Source organism: Paraburkholderia aromaticivorans (assembly GCF_002278075.1).
In the GTDB taxonomy this organism is placed as follows: domain Bacteria; phylum Pseudomonadota; class Gammaproteobacteria; order Burkholderiales; family Burkholderiaceae; genus Paraburkholderia; species Paraburkholderia aromaticivorans.
Genome location: NZ_CP022989.1, coordinates 438178 through 452519, shown reverse-complemented (window position 1 = coordinate 452519; position 14342 = coordinate 438178). Strand labels below are relative to the sequence as shown.

Annotated in this window: 16 protein-coding genes; 11 read left to right on the top strand and 5 right to left on the bottom strand. The window is 62.1% G+C overall.

Annotated features, from left to right (window positions below; all coding sequences use genetic code 11):
• Window positions 1-206: 206 nt before the first annotated feature.
• Together CJU94_RS01945 and CJU94_RS01940 are read right to left on the bottom strand one after the other, a co-directional pair.
• Window positions 207-608 (bottom strand): DUF2471 domain-containing protein, encoded by a 402-nt coding sequence (locus CJU94_RS01945; protein ID WP_244220900.1) that lies wholly within the window; start codon window positions 606-608, stop codon window positions 207-209.
• A 38-nt stretch (window positions 609-646) separates the two neighbouring features.
• Window positions 647-928: a CppA family protein gene (locus CJU94_RS01940; protein WP_095417325.1), complete on the bottom strand. Its 282-nt coding sequence runs from the start codon at window positions 926-928 to the stop codon at window positions 647-649.
• A gap of 521 nt (window positions 929-1449) precedes the next feature.
• Here CJU94_RS01940 and groES point away from each other — a divergent pair.
• A complete protein-coding gene (gene groES, locus CJU94_RS01935) occupies window positions 1450-1740 on the top strand; it encodes a co-chaperone GroES (protein ID WP_007178996.1) in 291 nt (96 codons plus the stop codon).
• A gap of 53 nt (window positions 1741-1793) precedes the next feature.
• On the top strand, window positions 1794-3434 hold the full coding sequence (gene groL, locus CJU94_RS01930; RefSeq protein ID WP_095417324.1) for a chaperonin GroEL: 1641 nt from the start codon (window positions 1794-1796) through the stop codon (window positions 3432-3434).
• A gap of 134 nt (window positions 3435-3568) precedes the next feature.
• Here groL and cysC read toward each other — a convergent pair whose 3' ends face one another.
• On the bottom strand, window positions 3569-4195 hold the full coding sequence (gene cysC / locus CJU94_RS01925; protein ID WP_095420180.1) for an adenylyl-sulfate kinase: 627 nt from the start codon (window positions 4193-4195) through the stop codon (window positions 3569-3571).
• A gap of 424 nt (window positions 4196-4619) precedes the next feature.
• Window positions 4620-5480 carry a hydroxymethylpyrimidine/phosphomethylpyrimidine kinase gene (locus tag CJU94_RS01920; RefSeq protein ID WP_095417323.1) on the bottom strand — a complete coding sequence of 287 codons (861 nt, stop codon included), beginning with the start codon at window positions 5478-5480 and terminating at the stop codon, window positions 4620-4622.
• Between CJU94_RS01920 and CJU94_RS01915 the strand changes: the two genes are divergently transcribed.
• From CJU94_RS01915 to CJU94_RS01885, 7 genes are all read left to right on the top strand, one after another.
• On the top strand, window positions 5479-5703 hold the full coding sequence (locus tag CJU94_RS01915; protein ID WP_095417322.1) for a hypothetical protein: 225 nt from the start codon (window positions 5479-5481) through the stop codon (window positions 5701-5703). The genes CJU94_RS01920 and CJU94_RS01915 overlap by 2 nt on opposite strands.
• A 67-nt stretch (window positions 5704-5770) precedes the next feature.
• Window positions 5771-5941 carry a rubredoxin gene (locus CJU94_RS01910; protein ID WP_006047743.1) on the top strand — a complete coding sequence of 57 codons (171 nt, stop codon included), beginning with the start codon at window positions 5771-5773 and terminating at the stop codon, window positions 5939-5941.
• 264 nt (window positions 5942-6205) lie between these two features.
• Window positions 6206-7618, top strand: coding sequence for a FimL-related protein (locus CJU94_RS01905; protein ID WP_095417321.1), 1413 nt, complete (start codon window positions 6206-6208; stop codon window positions 7616-7618).
• A gap of 252 nt (window positions 7619-7870) precedes the next feature.
• A complete protein-coding gene (locus tag CJU94_RS01900) occupies window positions 7871-8449 on the top strand; it encodes a YqgE/AlgH family protein (RefSeq protein ID WP_007178990.1) in 579 nt (192 codons plus the stop codon).
• Window positions 8446-8886 (top strand): Holliday junction resolvase RuvX, encoded by a 441-nt coding sequence (ruvX, locus tag CJU94_RS01895; protein ID WP_095417320.1) that lies wholly within the window; start codon window positions 8446-8448, stop codon window positions 8884-8886. Before CJU94_RS01900 ends, ruvX begins: the two co-directional genes overlap by 4 nt.
• Entirely contained in the window at window positions 8873-9424 is a 552-nt protein-coding gene (gene pyrR, locus CJU94_RS01890) for a bifunctional pyr operon transcriptional regulator/uracil phosphoribosyltransferase PyrR (RefSeq protein ID WP_095417319.1), read from the top strand. The genes ruvX and pyrR overlap by 14 nt, the downstream gene beginning before the upstream one ends.
• A gap of 197 nt (window positions 9425-9621) precedes the next feature.
• Window positions 9622-10647 carry an aspartate carbamoyltransferase catalytic subunit gene (locus tag CJU94_RS01885; protein WP_095417318.1) on the top strand — a complete coding sequence of 342 codons (1026 nt, stop codon included), beginning with the start codon at window positions 9622-9624 and terminating at the stop codon, window positions 10645-10647.
• Window positions 10648-10789: 142 nt separating this feature from the next.
• Here CJU94_RS01885 and CJU94_RS01880 read toward each other — a convergent pair whose 3' ends face one another.
• The gene (locus CJU94_RS01880; protein ID WP_095417317.1) at window positions 10790-11923 is read right to left on the bottom strand and encodes an RNA-guided endonuclease InsQ/TnpB family protein; all 1134 of its coding nucleotides are present in this window, start codon (window positions 11921-11923) and stop codon (window positions 10790-10792) included.
• A gap of 114 nt (window positions 11924-12037) precedes the next feature.
• On the opposite strand from CJU94_RS01880, the gene CJU94_RS01875 reads away from it, so the two are divergent.
• Together CJU94_RS01875 and CJU94_RS01870 are read left to right on the top strand one after the other, a co-directional pair.
• A complete protein-coding gene (locus CJU94_RS01875; protein WP_095417316.1) occupies window positions 12038-13318 on the top strand; it encodes a dihydroorotase in 1281 nt (426 codons plus the stop codon).
• Window positions 13319-13379: 61 nt separating this feature from the next.
• A complete protein-coding gene (locus CJU94_RS01870; RefSeq protein WP_095417315.1) occupies window positions 13380-14240 on the top strand; it encodes a lysophospholipid acyltransferase family protein in 861 nt (286 codons plus the stop codon).
• Window positions 14241-14342 lie beyond the last annotated feature (102 nt).

The window sequence follows — 14342 nt, the reverse complement described above, 5'->3', positions numbered from 1 at the left end:
ACCCCGCACGCCGAGCTTCTGCCCGACCGCGACCAGGGTACCCCGAGCCGATCAGCATGCCATTCGCGACGAGATGGATGATGCTCTCAGCTAACTCTGAGTCTATGGTTCATTTCAGTATGAGCGATCTGGAGTCTGGTTCGCTTAACTTTGAACTTTCTATCGCGTATTCAAAACGATAACGGCCAACCGTCGATATCGGCGCACTAATCCTGAGTGGCCGCATCGGCAGTGTCGGCCTGTACCAGTGCGCGTACGAGCAAGTACACGGCTGGCAAGTCGTCGTCGTCACGTCGCCAATCGACGGGTTCGTCGAGATCCATTCCGGACAACCGACTGTCTTCAAACCGGACAAACGTCGAGCGTACCGTCTCGCTGTGCCTCGCCCGGAAGCCCCGATTTTCAAAGACTTGTACGTCGATTGTCTGCAGCGTGCGCCAGGTCGGCAGTCGCGCATCACTTGAGTAACGGCGGCGGCCACTGTCGAGGTGGCGACCTGCGACCGTGGCAATGATCTGCTGGAGATCGAGCGACGCGCTGCGCAGGGCGCGTTCGAAGGCGGCAGGATGGGTGCCGTGGACATCCATATCAAGAGCGGCGTCGTTCATGCGGTTATCTTCCTGAAGACTTGCGGCAACTGGCGGCATCAAATTCGATGCTTCGACAACGTCTGGTTTCGCTGTGCCAACAACTGGCGGATCTGGGCAAGATAGTTATCGCCGACCGTGCAGTCTTCAACAGGCCGGCAATGTTGATGAGGCGTTGGTGGACGTACGCCGAGATAGCGGCACACCGCGGACACGTACGGTTTGCCGTTGCCTCCCAGATGGCGTGCGGCAGCAGCCACGCGCACGTCTCCGACATGCTTGCGCAACCAGGCAAGCGTTTCGCGATCACCGTCGTTCAAGATGCGGATGAGTTGGTTCATGGCCGATCCTGTATATAAAAACAGTACTGTGAATTTATACAGTATTTGACCGGGATGCAAGTCAATTCGCAGGATGTTGGACTCGGCGGACAAAAAAGACGGCGATTAACGTCGATGCGCAGCGGTCGCCGCGCAGGCCGATGAGGCTATCGCGGCGAACGCCGCGCATCGGTTTCCAGTATTAAGGGATTCCCCTGGGCGGACGATCACAAGGAAAATCCACGCGATTCGGTCGTCGAGCACCCTGTTCGCGAGTGATCGGGGTTCATTTGCCGGCCATTGGGGCTGCTAGTAGATCGCTGTTTTGAAAGGGAATTATTGCAATCCGTCAGAGGCCTGCTGCGGTGCAAGGTTCGGACTCAAGCGAATCTGGACACTCGACGGTCATCCCTTCTTGAATTTGTCACCACCGGTCCATATAATTAGCACTCGCTGCACGAGAGTGCTAACAACATCGCCGGTTGGCTCAGTCAGCCGGGTTTTCTCAGCGTTCTTCAGTCTCAATCAAGAGAGGAGTATGTATGAACCTTCGTCCTTTGCATGATCGCGTGATCGTCAAACGTCTGGATCAAGAAACCAAGACTGCGTCGGGCATCGTGATCCCCGAAGCCGCAGCGGAAAAGCCGGATCAAGGCGAAATCCTCGCAGTCGGCCCGGGCAAGCGTGACGACAAGGGTGCACAAATCGCACTCGACGTGAAGGTTGGTGACCGCGTCCTGTTCGGCAAGTACGCAGGCCAGACCGTCAAGGTCGACGGCAACGAACTGCTCGTGATGCGCGAAGAAGACATCATGGCCGTGGTGCAGAAGTAAGCGCAAGCCGCTACTTTCCCGGTCATATCCCAGAGAATTCAAGGAGTTAGAAGATGGCAGCTAAAGACGTCGTATTCGGTGATTCCGCCCGTGCCAAGATGGTTGAAGGCGTGAACATCCTCGCGAACGCTGTGAAGGTCACGCTGGGCCCGAAGGGTCGCAACGTTGTGCTGGAACGCAGCTTCGGCGGCCCGACGGTCACGAAGGACGGTGTGTCGGTCGCCAAAGAGATCGAACTGAAAGACAAGCTCCAGAACATGGGCGCGCAAATGGTCAAGGAAGTCGCTTCCAAGACCAGCGACAACGCAGGTGACGGCACCACGACCGCAACGGTCCTGGCTCAGTCGATCGTCCGCGAAGGCATGAAGTACGTCGCATCGGGCATGAACCCGATGGACCTGAAGCGCGGTATCGACAAGGCTGTGTTCGCAGCGATCGAAGAACTGCGCAAGATCAGCAAGCCGTGCACGACCAACAAGGAAATCGCACAAGTTGGCGCGATTTCGGCAAACAGCGACTCGTCGATCGGCGATCGTATCGCTGAAGCCATGGACAAGGTCGGCAAGGAAGGCGTGATCACCGTCGAAGACGGCAAGTCGCTGCAAGACGAGCTGGACGTTGTCGAAGGTATGCAATTCGACCGCGGCTACCTGTCGCCGTACTTCATCAACAATCCGGACAAGCAAGTTGCCGTGTTGGACAACCCGTTCGTGCTGCTGCACGACAAGAAGGTGTCGAACATCCGTGATCTGCTGCCGATCCTGGAACAGGTCGCCAAGGCTGGCCGTCCGCTGCTGATCATCGCGGAAGACGTCGAAGGCGAAGCACTGGCAACGCTGGTGGTGAACAACATCCGCGGCATCCTGAAGACTGTTGCTGTCAAGGCTCCGGGCTTCGGCGATCGTCGTAAAGCCATGCTGGAAGACATCGCGATCCTGACCGGCGGTCAAGTCATCGCTGAAGAAACCGGCCTGACGCTCGAAAAGGCAACGCTGGCCGAACTGGGTCAAGCGAAGCGTATCGAAGTGGGCAAGGAAAACACCACGATCATCGACGGCGCTGGCGAAGCTGCGAACATCGAAGCACGTGTGAAGCAGGTTCGCACGCAAATCGAAGAAGCAACGTCGGACTACGACCGTGAAAAGCTGCAAGAGCGCGTTGCCAAGCTGGCAGGCGGTGTTGCAGTGATCAAGGTCGGCGCTGCGACCGAAGTCGAAATGAAGGAAAAGAAGGCACGTGTCGAAGACGCACTGCACGCAACGCGCGCAGCTGTGGAAGAAGGCATCGTCGCTGGTGGCGGCGTCGCGCTGATCCGCGCTCGCACGGCTATCGCTGGCCTGAAGGGCGCTAACGCCGATCAGGACGCAGGTATCAAGATCGTGCTGCGCGCGATGGAAGAACCGCTGCGTCAGATCGTCACGAACGGTGGCGAAGAAGCCAGCGTCGTGGTGGCAGCAGTTGCTGCTGGCCAAGGCAACTACGGCTACAACGCAGCAACCGGCGAGTACGTCGACCTGGTCGACGCTGGTGTTGTCGACCCGACGAAGGTGACGCGCACGGCGCTGCAAAACGCAGCTTCGGTGGCAGGTCTCCTGCTGACGACCGACGCAGCTGTTTGCGAACTGCCGAAGGAAGATGCACCGATGCCTGGCGGCATGCCCGGCGGCATGGGCGGCATGGGCATGGACATGTAATTCCGGTTGGGTCTCGTTGCGAGGCCTGGTTGGGAGCACATGGGGAAGTGCGCCGCGAGGCGCGCTTCCCCAAAAGAAAAAACCCGCAGACCATGCGGGTTTTTCTTTTGGGGTTGGCGTGATGCGATCTGTTATTACACGCGCTCAACGCAACCGGGATTCACCAGACCGTTATCGCGCACGTAGGCTAATATTTTCGCGACGCTTTCTGCCGGCGTCTGCGTTGCGGTGTCTATTTTCAGCTCAGGATCATCTGGGGCTTCATAGGGCGCGGATACTCCCGTAAACGAAGTGATCTCTCCGGCCCGGGCCTTGGCGTAGAGACCTTTCGGGTCGCGGCGCGCGCATGTGTCGACAGAGGCGGAAAGATAGGTCTCGATGAATTTGCCGGGTCCAACGATATCGCGTGCCATCGCTCTGTCTTCGCGCATAGGTGAAATAAGAGCCGTGATGACGATGAGCCCTGCGTCGTTCATCAGTTGCGCTACGTGCGCCACCCGGCGAATATTTTCGCGTCGATCTTTTTCGTTGAAGGTGAGGTCACGCGCGAGGCCATGACGAATATTGTCGCCATCAAGTACATAACATGCGTGACCTAGTGACAGGAGCTGTTGTTCAAGCTGGTAGGCAATCGTCGATTTCCCCGCCGCGGATAGACCGGTGAGCCAAATCGTGACCGGATATTGGCGGAATATGCGCATCCGATCGTCGGCGGTCACTTCGCCGTGGACGCGTTGCAAAAAGACGCGGGACTGTTCCATGGTGTTGCCCATAGGTTTCAATGGCAATGGGCGCGGTCGCCGAACTTCGGCGCTTTGCAGGGGCGATTGTAATGTCGGGTTAGCGCTCGAAGGACGCGTGAAGCATTCACAGGGGGAGGAAATAGAATCGATGACACATCGTCCAGATACAAACATTACGAGTCGTAAAGTTTAGCTGGACGTTAAGAGCCGAGGTGTAACGTTTAATTACACGCTCCAGCGTCCGTTTGCCTATGAAGAACCTGTGAGTCGGCTTGCCGGGGGGAGTGTCTGAATTTTTGTGTGGACCGAGCAAGCAAACACCCATTGCAGGTTTTCTGGAAATAAAACCCGGCCCAATTCTAGTTTTTCTGCATCGACGGACTGCGATTGAGATCGGCTTTGTAGCCGCCTGCTGCTGACGCAGTGAACATCCCTATGAATCCTAGTGCCGTGCTTCGCCCGGCGTCGCGTCCTTGCCCGCGGCAGGCGGCGTTTCGTCGTCGCTGCTGCGCGCCCAGAAGAACCGGTCCGGCATATACGCGCCCATGCCCGGCCGGAACGCGTTGCGCACCGCCTGATACAAATACTCCTGCGCCTCGCGCACGGCTTCGGCGGGCTCCTGGCCGTTGGCCAGCAACGCCGCGATGGCCGAGCCCAGCGTATCCGTCAGACCCATGATCCGATGGCTGCCACGGTCCCACATGTCCTGGCGCAACTGGCCGTCTTCGCTGAAAAGCGTGTTGACGTGCCGGTGCGTGCCGGTCTCCGTCGACAGAATATATTCGCAGCCTTGCGACAGCAGATGCGAGATGGCGGCGTCGAGGCTCGGCGCCTCGGCGTCGCCGTCCGGCTGGGCGAGCGCGAGCAGCGTGGTCGCATCGGCGACCAGCAAGGTGGTTTGCGGCGCGAGCAGATCGGCGATCGCTTCGCGCAGTTCGTCCGCGGAGAGCACGTGCTCGTCGTCCAGCGTGAAGTCGGGGGCGAGAATCAGCGGAATATCGTCGTAATCGGCGACGACTTCGGCAATCGCGCTTACCACTTCGGCACGCGTGCAGGCGCCGACCTTGAACGCGGCGATCGGCATGTCTTCGAGCAGCATGCGCGCCTGGGTCGCGACCACTTCCGGGTCGAGTCCGGTGACTTCGTCGCAGCTTGCCGAGTCACGCACGGTGTAGCCTGTGAGCACGGAAACCCCATGGCAGCCCATGCTGGCAAGGGTCATCAGGTCGGCTTGCAAGCCGGAACCGCCGGTGGGATCGGAAAGGCCGAAGGTGAGGACGATCGGAGGCGTATCGCTGGGCATGAAGATTGACAAAAAAGAGCTGAATTTGGACGCAGAGGGTGCGCAATCGACTCAATTATGCGGCCTAAACCGTCGCCGGGGCGTTTTTTCGCATCCTGCGATGCGTGGCGGCAAGCAGGCGGCGGCCGGCGCGCTGCATGGCGCCACAACCATCGCGGCGGCTGACGCGAACCGCATGGCCAAAGGCCGTCGCAGGCTACGATCGCGCGTTTCTGATTGCTAGGCATTGGGGCGGCAACACGGTACCATCATGGCTCCCGTTTCCACGGACTCTACGACGCGACACAAGAATGGAATATCAAAGCTGGATGTGCCTGATTTGCGGCTGGATTTACGACGAAGAAGCCGGTTTGCCGGACGAAGGCATTGCGCCGGGCACGCGCTGGGAAGACGTTCCCATTAACTGGACCTGTCCCGAGTGCGGCGCGCGTAAAGAAGACTTCGAGATGGTCCAGATCTGACGTCCAAAGGCGGCCGGCACGCGTGCGTGCCTGTGCTGCATGCCAGTGGCGCGGCGTAGACAGGTGTTTCGCGGCCGGCGTGGCGCGCCGGATAGAACGCACCAGGTGTGTTTTGAAGGTTGCCCAATACGTCGGCACGGAACGTCCTCGGTCGCGCCGTGTCGCAACCTTAGTCTGTCATTGTCCTGTCGCCGGTTCGCGCGTTAGCCGATCACTCGGCGCGCGGCGCGAAGCGACGGCCCGTCAGCTTCGTGTCGCCAGCCCATGACTCTTCGATCCGCTGCACCCGTTTCCTTCGATGCCTTGCCGAATCCGCGCGGCGGCGCTGTCCGTCCCGCCGAACTGGCGCTGGCCGAGGCGCTGCTGGCGTTCGAGCAGCACAGCGAAAGCGCGTCGGCGCTGCTGCGTGCGTCACACGCCTTGCGCGAAGCCGGCTGGCTGAGCGCGCAGCGCTTTGCAGACGCGCTGGTGCGGCTCTCGCCGCTCGCGGAGGGCGATCCGGCCGACGTGCTCAACGCGCGGCCCGTGTTCGGCGCGGCGTTGCGCGACTTCCGCGCCGCGCTCGAGCGCCACAATCTGCGCGAGCTCTCCTGCTCGCCCGTGCTATTCGATCATTACCGGTCGCTCTGCACGTACCTGTCCGAGCACACCCCCGGTACCACCGTCGCGTTCGAAGATCTCGCGCTGAGCGCGAGGCCGGTGCCACCGGTCTCGCTGCACGCGCAATCCGCCGATCAACTCGCTCATCTGCGGGCACGCTATGAGCGCGCGCTGCTGCCGGTGTTGCGCTCGCAGGCGGGTACCGGCAGTGCGGCGGCGCTCGCCGTCACCAACGCGGCGCTCGACGAGCTCGACGCCGTGTTCGGCGAACTTGCCGGTCCGGACCCCTACGATTTCTGGCGCCTCGCCAAGGCCTGCGCCAAGGCTTTGCGGGTCGGCGGCCGCGCCGCGGGCGACACCGACGCGCGGCGTTTCTATGCCCGTTGCAACCTAGCGCTGGCCGACCACGTGCGTGGAATCCAGCTGGCGCCGCGCTCGCTCGTGCGCGCCACGCTCGCGCTGCTGTGGCGCGACTACGCGTTGTTCGGCGCCGCCGCGGAAGATGCCGATCAGGTGGAAGTGCTGCACGACTACGGTTTGACGGTGGACTGGCACGTCGCGGGCACGCCGGCATCGGAAATGCTGTGGGAGGCGGGCGCGTTGCAGGCCCAGGCGATCAGCGCAACCCGCAGCGCGCTGACGCGCGAACTGGGCGTGCTGACCGTCAATGCGAACGCCTATGAAGATTTCCTGCAAACGGCGGATGCGTCGATCGCCGCGTTGACCGAGCACGCCCGCGCGGCCGACCAGCCGGAAAAAGCCGATCCCAGCGAAGCCCTGCAAGCGGGCGACGCCGCCTACCGGCTCGGCTCCGCCGCGTGCGCGCTGGGCTTGGGCCACGTCGCGTTGCTGGCCGACGCGCTGGGGCTCGCGTGGCGGCGTCGCGCGCATGCCGGCGTTTCGACGCCCGCGGTGCGTGCGCATGTGGTCGTGGGCGCGCCGGCGGCGAGCACGCTTGAGCAGGCCGCGGAAGCTTTGCGCGCCACGCTGCACAAAGTTGCCGCGGGCGTCGCGCCCGCCGGGGGCAACGCCGCACTGGCCGCGTTGACCCGTTCGATCGAGCAGGGCGGCGCGTAAGTGGCATCCTTGCCCGCTCCGGCCCACTGGCCCGTTCAGGAGCCGGCAGCAAGGGTCGGCCATGACACGGCCAGGCGGCACGCAAACGGCGTGCCGCAAAACAGCGCGAACCCGCACCGTGGCGAGCGCCCGCGTGCGTGATAGAGTGGAACTTGATTCACCGTCGATGGCTCGCGGCACGCTTCACGGCACGCATCGCGGTTCCACGCTCAAAGCCCGCCATCCTGCATCGTCTTTGCTAAAATCCGAACTATGTCCAAGAGTACCGATCGCATCAATCTGACCAACCAGTTCCTGATCGCCATGCCGAACATGGCGGATCCGACGTTTTCAGGAACGGTGGTCTACCTTTGCGATCACAGTGAGCGCGGCGCGCTCGGCCTCGTGATCAACCGGCCGACCGATATCGACCTGCAAGCGCTCTTCAGTCGCATCGATCTCAAGCTCGAGATCGAACCCCTTCTCCATGTGCCCGTGTATTTCGGCGGCCCGGTGCAGACCGAGCGCGGCTTCGTGCTGCACGATCCGAAAGACGGCAACGCGTACACCTCGTCCATGTCGGTGCCGGGCGGTCTCGAGATGACCACCTCGAAAGACGTGCTCGAAGCTGTGGCGAGCGGCACGGGGCCCGAGCGTTTCCTGCTCACGCTAGGTCATGCCGGCTGGGGTGCGGGGCAGCTCGAAGAAGAGATTTCGAAGAACGGCTGGCTGACGGTCGAAGCCGACCCGAAAATCGTCTTCGACGTGCCCGCTGAAGAGCGTCTCGAAGCGGCCCTGGCGCTTCTCGGCATCAACCTGTCGATGCTCTCGGGCGAGGCGGGTCACGCATGAGCCTGCCGGGCGGACGTGAGGCGACGCTGCTTGCGTTCGACTACGGTGAAAAACGCATTGGCGTGGCGGTCGGCAATTCGCTGACACGCAGCGCGCGGCCGCTCGTGATCGTGCAGAACCGCAGCCGCGAATACCGCTTCGAAGCGGTCGGCAAACTGATCGCGGAGTGGAAGCCGAACGCGCTGGTGGTCGGCCTGCCATTGCATCCGGACGGCACGCCGCACGAAATGACGCAACTGGCGAAGCGCTTCGGCAATCAGCTGAACGGCCGCTTCAATCTCCCGGTCACGTGGATCGACGAACGCTATTCGTCGGTCGAGGCGAAGGCGGAGATCCGCGCGGGCAACGGCCGCGCCGACATGCTCGACGCCGAAGCCGCCAGCATCATCCTCCAGCAATATCTAGACGGACTTTCCGACGATCATGAGTTCCATTGACGCCGAAGCGCTTTATCGCGCGTTGCTCGACCAGATTCGCGCGGTGTACGGCGACAAGCTCGGCGCCGCGCAGGACGGCGAAGGCGCCGCGCTGGCCGGCATTTACAGCGGCGGCGCGTGGCTTGCCGAACGTCTGGCGCACGACCTGAACCTGCCGAGCTTCGGCGTGGTGAACGTCGCGCTGCATCGCGACGATTACGCGAAGAAGGGCCTGCACGCGCAGGCGAGCCCGACCTCGCTGCCGTTTTCGGTCGACGGCCGCCGTATCGTGCTGGTCGACGACGTGCTGTACACCGGACGCACGATTCGCGCGGCGCTCAACGAGTTGTACGACTACGGCCGCCCGGCATCGGTCGAGCTGGCGGTGCTTGCCGACCGCGGCGGGCGCGAACTGCCGGTGGCGGCGCGCTTTGTCGGCGGCGTGGTGAATATCCCCGCTGACGCCACGCTCGTGCTGGCCCGCTCGGACGACGGTGAAACAGGTGGCGCACACGGTCAGCCGCGTTTTACTTTTCACACAGAAGCGCGCGTCGATTGAACACGGCGCGAGATTGCGCGAGGCGCGCGTCGAGCCCGCTGCAATCGGCGCATCGCATTGAGTCATTACCCGTCAAGCAAGCAGGATTTTTCGAGTCGGTCGCCGCGGCAGCGCACGCGAAGGCCGGCCCGGCATCGTCACACGCGGCCAGCATCCACACCGATCACGTTGAAGCCCGTATTTGAAGCAGGTACACCATGAACACCGCCACCCAGGCCCTCAAGGATTCCGCCGATAGCGCCACCGAGCGCTTCCGTTATGGCTTCCTCAAGGGCAACCCGCAGCTCACGAAAAACGGCGAGCTCAAACATCTGTTGTCGATCGAGGGCTTGCCGAAGGCGATCGTCAATCACATTCTCGATACCGCTGACCAGTTCGTCAGCGTGACCGATCGCGAAGTGAAGAAGGTGCCGCTGCTGCGCGGCAAGTCGGTGTTCAACCTGTTCTTCGAGAACTCGACGCGCACCCGCACCACTTTCGAGATCGCCGCGACGCGTTTGTCCGCCGACGTGCTGAATCTGAACATCAACGCGTCGTCCACCAGCAAGGGCGAGTCGCTGCTCGACACGATCAACAACCTCTCGGCGATGCATGCCGACATGTTCGTCGTGCGCCATGCGTCGAGCGGCGCGCCGTATCTGATCGCCCAGCATTGCGCGCCCCACGTGCACGTGATCAATGCCGGCGACGGCCGTCATGCGCACCCCACCCAGGGGCTGCTCGACATGTACACGATCCGCCACTACAAGAAGGATTTCACGAAGCTGCGCGTGGCGATCGTCGGCGACATTCTGCATTCGCGGGTCGCGCGCTCCGACATTCATGCGCTGACCACGCTCGGCGTGCCGGAAGTGCGCGCGATCGGTCCGCGCACGCTGCTGCCGGGCGGCCTCGAACAGATGGGTGTGCGCGTATTCCACAACCTCGACGAAGGCCTGAAGGACGTCGACGTGATCATCATGTTGCGTCTGCAGAACGAGCGGATGAGCGGCGCATTGCTGCCGTCGGCGCAGGAGTACTTCAAGAGCTGGGGCTTGACGCCCGAGCGCCTTGCGCTCGCCGCGCCCGACGCGATCGTGATGCACCCGGGCCCGATGAACCGCGGCGTCGAAATCGATTCGCAAGTGGCCGATGGCCCGCAATCGGTGATTCTGAACCAGGTGACCTTCGGTATCGCGGTGCGCATGGCGGTGATGGGGATTGTCGCGGGCAATCACGATTGATCTCGCCGCGGCAAACAAGCCGTGCGCGGCAAGCACTCAACAAATCAGGCAGAACTTGGCTGAACATAAGGCAGCGCTTGACTGCTCCCCTCCCTAAGAAGGAAGGGGATTCCCACTTCACAGACGGCAACCCAACTTCATCTCACAGAGACATGGGACTTACGCCTTCTCCATGGGCTGACGCCGCCAGTCCGGCGGCCAAAACATTGCGCGCAGCGTTGATGTCGCGATCATGGATGCTGTCGCATTCCGGGCAGGTCCATGCGCGGACATTCAACGGCATTTTGGGCATTATATGTCCGCAACCGCCACATCGTTTGCTTGACGGGTACCACCTGTCGATGCCGATCAACGTGCGTCCGTACCACTGCGCTTTGTATTCTAGTTGGCGGGTGAACTCAGACCAACTTGCATCGCTGATAGACTTTGCAAGGCAACGGTTCTTCTTCATGTTGCTGACGGCAAGGCTTTCGACGGCGATCACTTGGTTTTCGTTAATCAGCCGGCTCGAAAGTTTGTGCAGGAAGTCTCGTCGGGAATCTGCTGTCCTCGCATGCATTCGTGCAACTTTAAGCTTTGCCTTCATGCGATTGGCGGAGCCCGTTTGCTTCTTCGCTAGTCTCCGTTGCAGCTTGGCGAGCTTGGCCTCGTTCCTTCGAAACGTGTTAGGGGCCGCGATCTTCTCGCCGGTAGAAAGGATTGCGAAGTGCGTCAGACCAAAGTCGATGCCAACTTTGCCCGATACCTCTGGCTTCGCGGTTACTGCGTCATCGCACAGCATTGAGACATGGTATCTGCCTGATTGGTCTCTCGACACCGTGACGGTCGTTACCTTCGCACCGGTCGGGATAGGACGTGACCATCGAATCGCAAGCGGCGCATCCATCTTTGCGAGGTTCAATGACGCGCCATCCCACTTGAAAGCGCTCGTCGTGTACTCGGCAGATTGCGCGCCGTCCTTGCGCTTGAAACTCGGATACTTCGCGCGCTTGGCGAAGAAGTTCGTAAATGCCGTTTGCAAGTGGCGCAAGGCCTGCTGCACCGGAACCGAACTGACTTCGTTCAGCCATGCGTGCTCAGATGTTTTTTTGAGCGCTGTGAGCACTGCGGAAGTTTCGTGATATCCGACCCGTTCCTGACGCTGATACCACGCATCGGTACGCAACCGAAGCATGTGGTTATAGGCAAAACGCGCGCACCCAAACGTCTTGGCAAGAATCGCTTCCTGCTCGGGCGTCGGGTAGAACCGGAATCGATACGCGCGCTTAATGTTCATGCTTCACACAGTATCATATGTTTGTGTGAGATAGATAATCGGGAGACGCATGCTCGCGGCTGCGTCTCTCTCACTCCTTGCCCTTGAGGGGCGGGGTTTCCCGGAGCAAATTTGATGAAGATTCATATAAAAGGTGGCACGCTGATCGATCCGGCAGCGGGCACCGAACAGCAGCAGGATATTTTTATCGAAGCGGAAAAGATCGTCGCCATCGGCAACGCGCCCGCGGACTTCAACGCGGCGAAGACGATCGACGCCCAGGGCCTCTGTGTCGTGCCGGGTCTGGTCGATCTGTCCGCGCGATTGCGCGAACCGGGCTACGAACACAAGGCGACGCTCGAATCCGAAATGGCCGCGGCGCTCGCCGGCGGCGTGACGAGCCTCGTGTGTCCGCCGGACACCGATCCGACGCTCGATGAACCGGGCCTCGTCGAGATGCTGAAGTTCCGCGCGCGCAATCTGAACCAGGCGCACGTATATCCGCTCGGCGCGTTGACGGTCGGCCTCAAGGGCCAGGTCATCACCGAGATGGTCGAGTTGACGGAAGCGGGCTGCATCGGCTTTTCGCAGGCCGACGTGCCGGTGGTCGATACGCAGGTGCTGATGCGCGCGCTGCAATACGCGAAGACCTACGGCTACACCGTGTGGCTGCGTCCGGTGGACGCGTATCTCGGCAGGGGCGGCGTGGCCGCGAGCGGCGCGCTGGCGTCGCGATTGGGGCTGTCGGGCGTGCCGGTGTCGGCGGAGACCATCGCACTGCACACCATCTTCGAGCTGGTGCGCGTGACGGGCGCGCGGGTGCATCTGTCGCATGTCTCGTCGGCGGCGGGGATTGCGCTGATGCGTGCCGCGAAGGCGGAGGGCTTGCCGGTCTCGTGCGATGTCACCGTGAATCACGTACATCTGATCGACCTCGATATCGGTTACTTTGACGCGCAGTTCCGGCTTGATCCGCCGCTGCGCCAACAGCGCGATCGCGAAGCGATCCGCGCGGGTCTGGTCGACGGCACGATCGACGCGATCTGCTCCGACCATACGCCGGTCGACGACGACGAAAAGCTGCTACCGTTCGCCGAAGCGACGCCCGGGGCGACCGGCCTGGAGCTGTTCCTGTCGCTGACGGTGAAGTGGGCCGACGAAGCGGGCGTGCCGCTCGCCAAGGCGCTGAATCGCATCACCACGGCGCCGACCGACGTGCTCAAGCTGGAAGCGGCGGGCCGCATCGCCGTGGGCGGCGTGGCCGATCTCTGCGTGTTCGATCGCAACGCGCATTGGCGCGTCGAGCCGCGTGCGTTGAAGAGCCAGGGGCACAACACGCCGTTCCTCGGCTACGAGTTGCCGGCGCGCGTGCGTGCGACCATCGTGTCCGGTCACGTCGCATTCGAACAGCGCTAATGTCCGCAGCATTGGGCCTGTCAGCGGCCCCCTCATTGGCACGTTAAGGAACGCCCCGACCATGAAGATCGCGTTACGCAAGGCCCGCCTCGTCGCTCATCTGCTGCACGGCATGTGGATCGTGGCGACGCGCTTTCCCAAAGCCGGCGCTGACGCGCGGCACGCGCTCAATCGCGAATGGTCGCTGAAGATGTTGCGCCTGTGCGGCATGCGGCTCGTCGTGCATAACGACAGCGCGCGGCTTGACCGCGGCGCGCTGGTGGTCGCCAACCACATTTCGTGGATCGACATCTACGTGATCAACGCGTGGCGTCCCACGCCGTTTGTCTCGAAGGCCGAAATCCGGCAATGGCCGGTGGTCGGCTGGCTCGCGCAGCAGCTGGACACGGTGTTCATTCAGCGCGAGAAGCGTAGCGACGCGAAGCGAATCATGCACGAACTGTCCGACCGTCTCGGTGCAGGCGAATTGATGTGCGTGTTTCCCGAGGGCACCACGTCCAATGGACTCGCGGTGCTGCCGTTTCACGCGAACATGTTTCAGGCGGCCGTGTCGGCGTCCGTGCCGGTGCAGCCGCTGTGCATCATGTATGAGGACGCGCAGGGCCGGCAGTCCACCGCGCCGGCCTATATCGACGATCTGTCGCTCGCCGATTCGTTGAATCTGCTGCTGCGTGGCGGACCATTGACCGCGCATGTCTACGTGGGCGCGCCGCTCGCGCCGGGGGCCGACCGTCGCACGCTGGCGGCGGAGGCGGAAGGCGTGATTGCGCAGGCGTTGCGGCAGATGCAAAGCGGCGCCGCGGTGAGCGGTGCGGTGATCGCGGAGCGGGCCGCCACACCCGCCTCCACGGGAACGCCGATCGAAGTGGCCGACCAGGTGAATCAGGTTACTGAGGTCGATCAATCAGGGCGTTCGGCCTAACGGCGTTGGGCCGGGTCGCCGCGCTTATGTGGCGCCCTTGGTTGGCGCGCTCAATTGCCGCTCCTGGTTGTCTTCCTCACTTGTCCGCGCGTAATTGTGGCG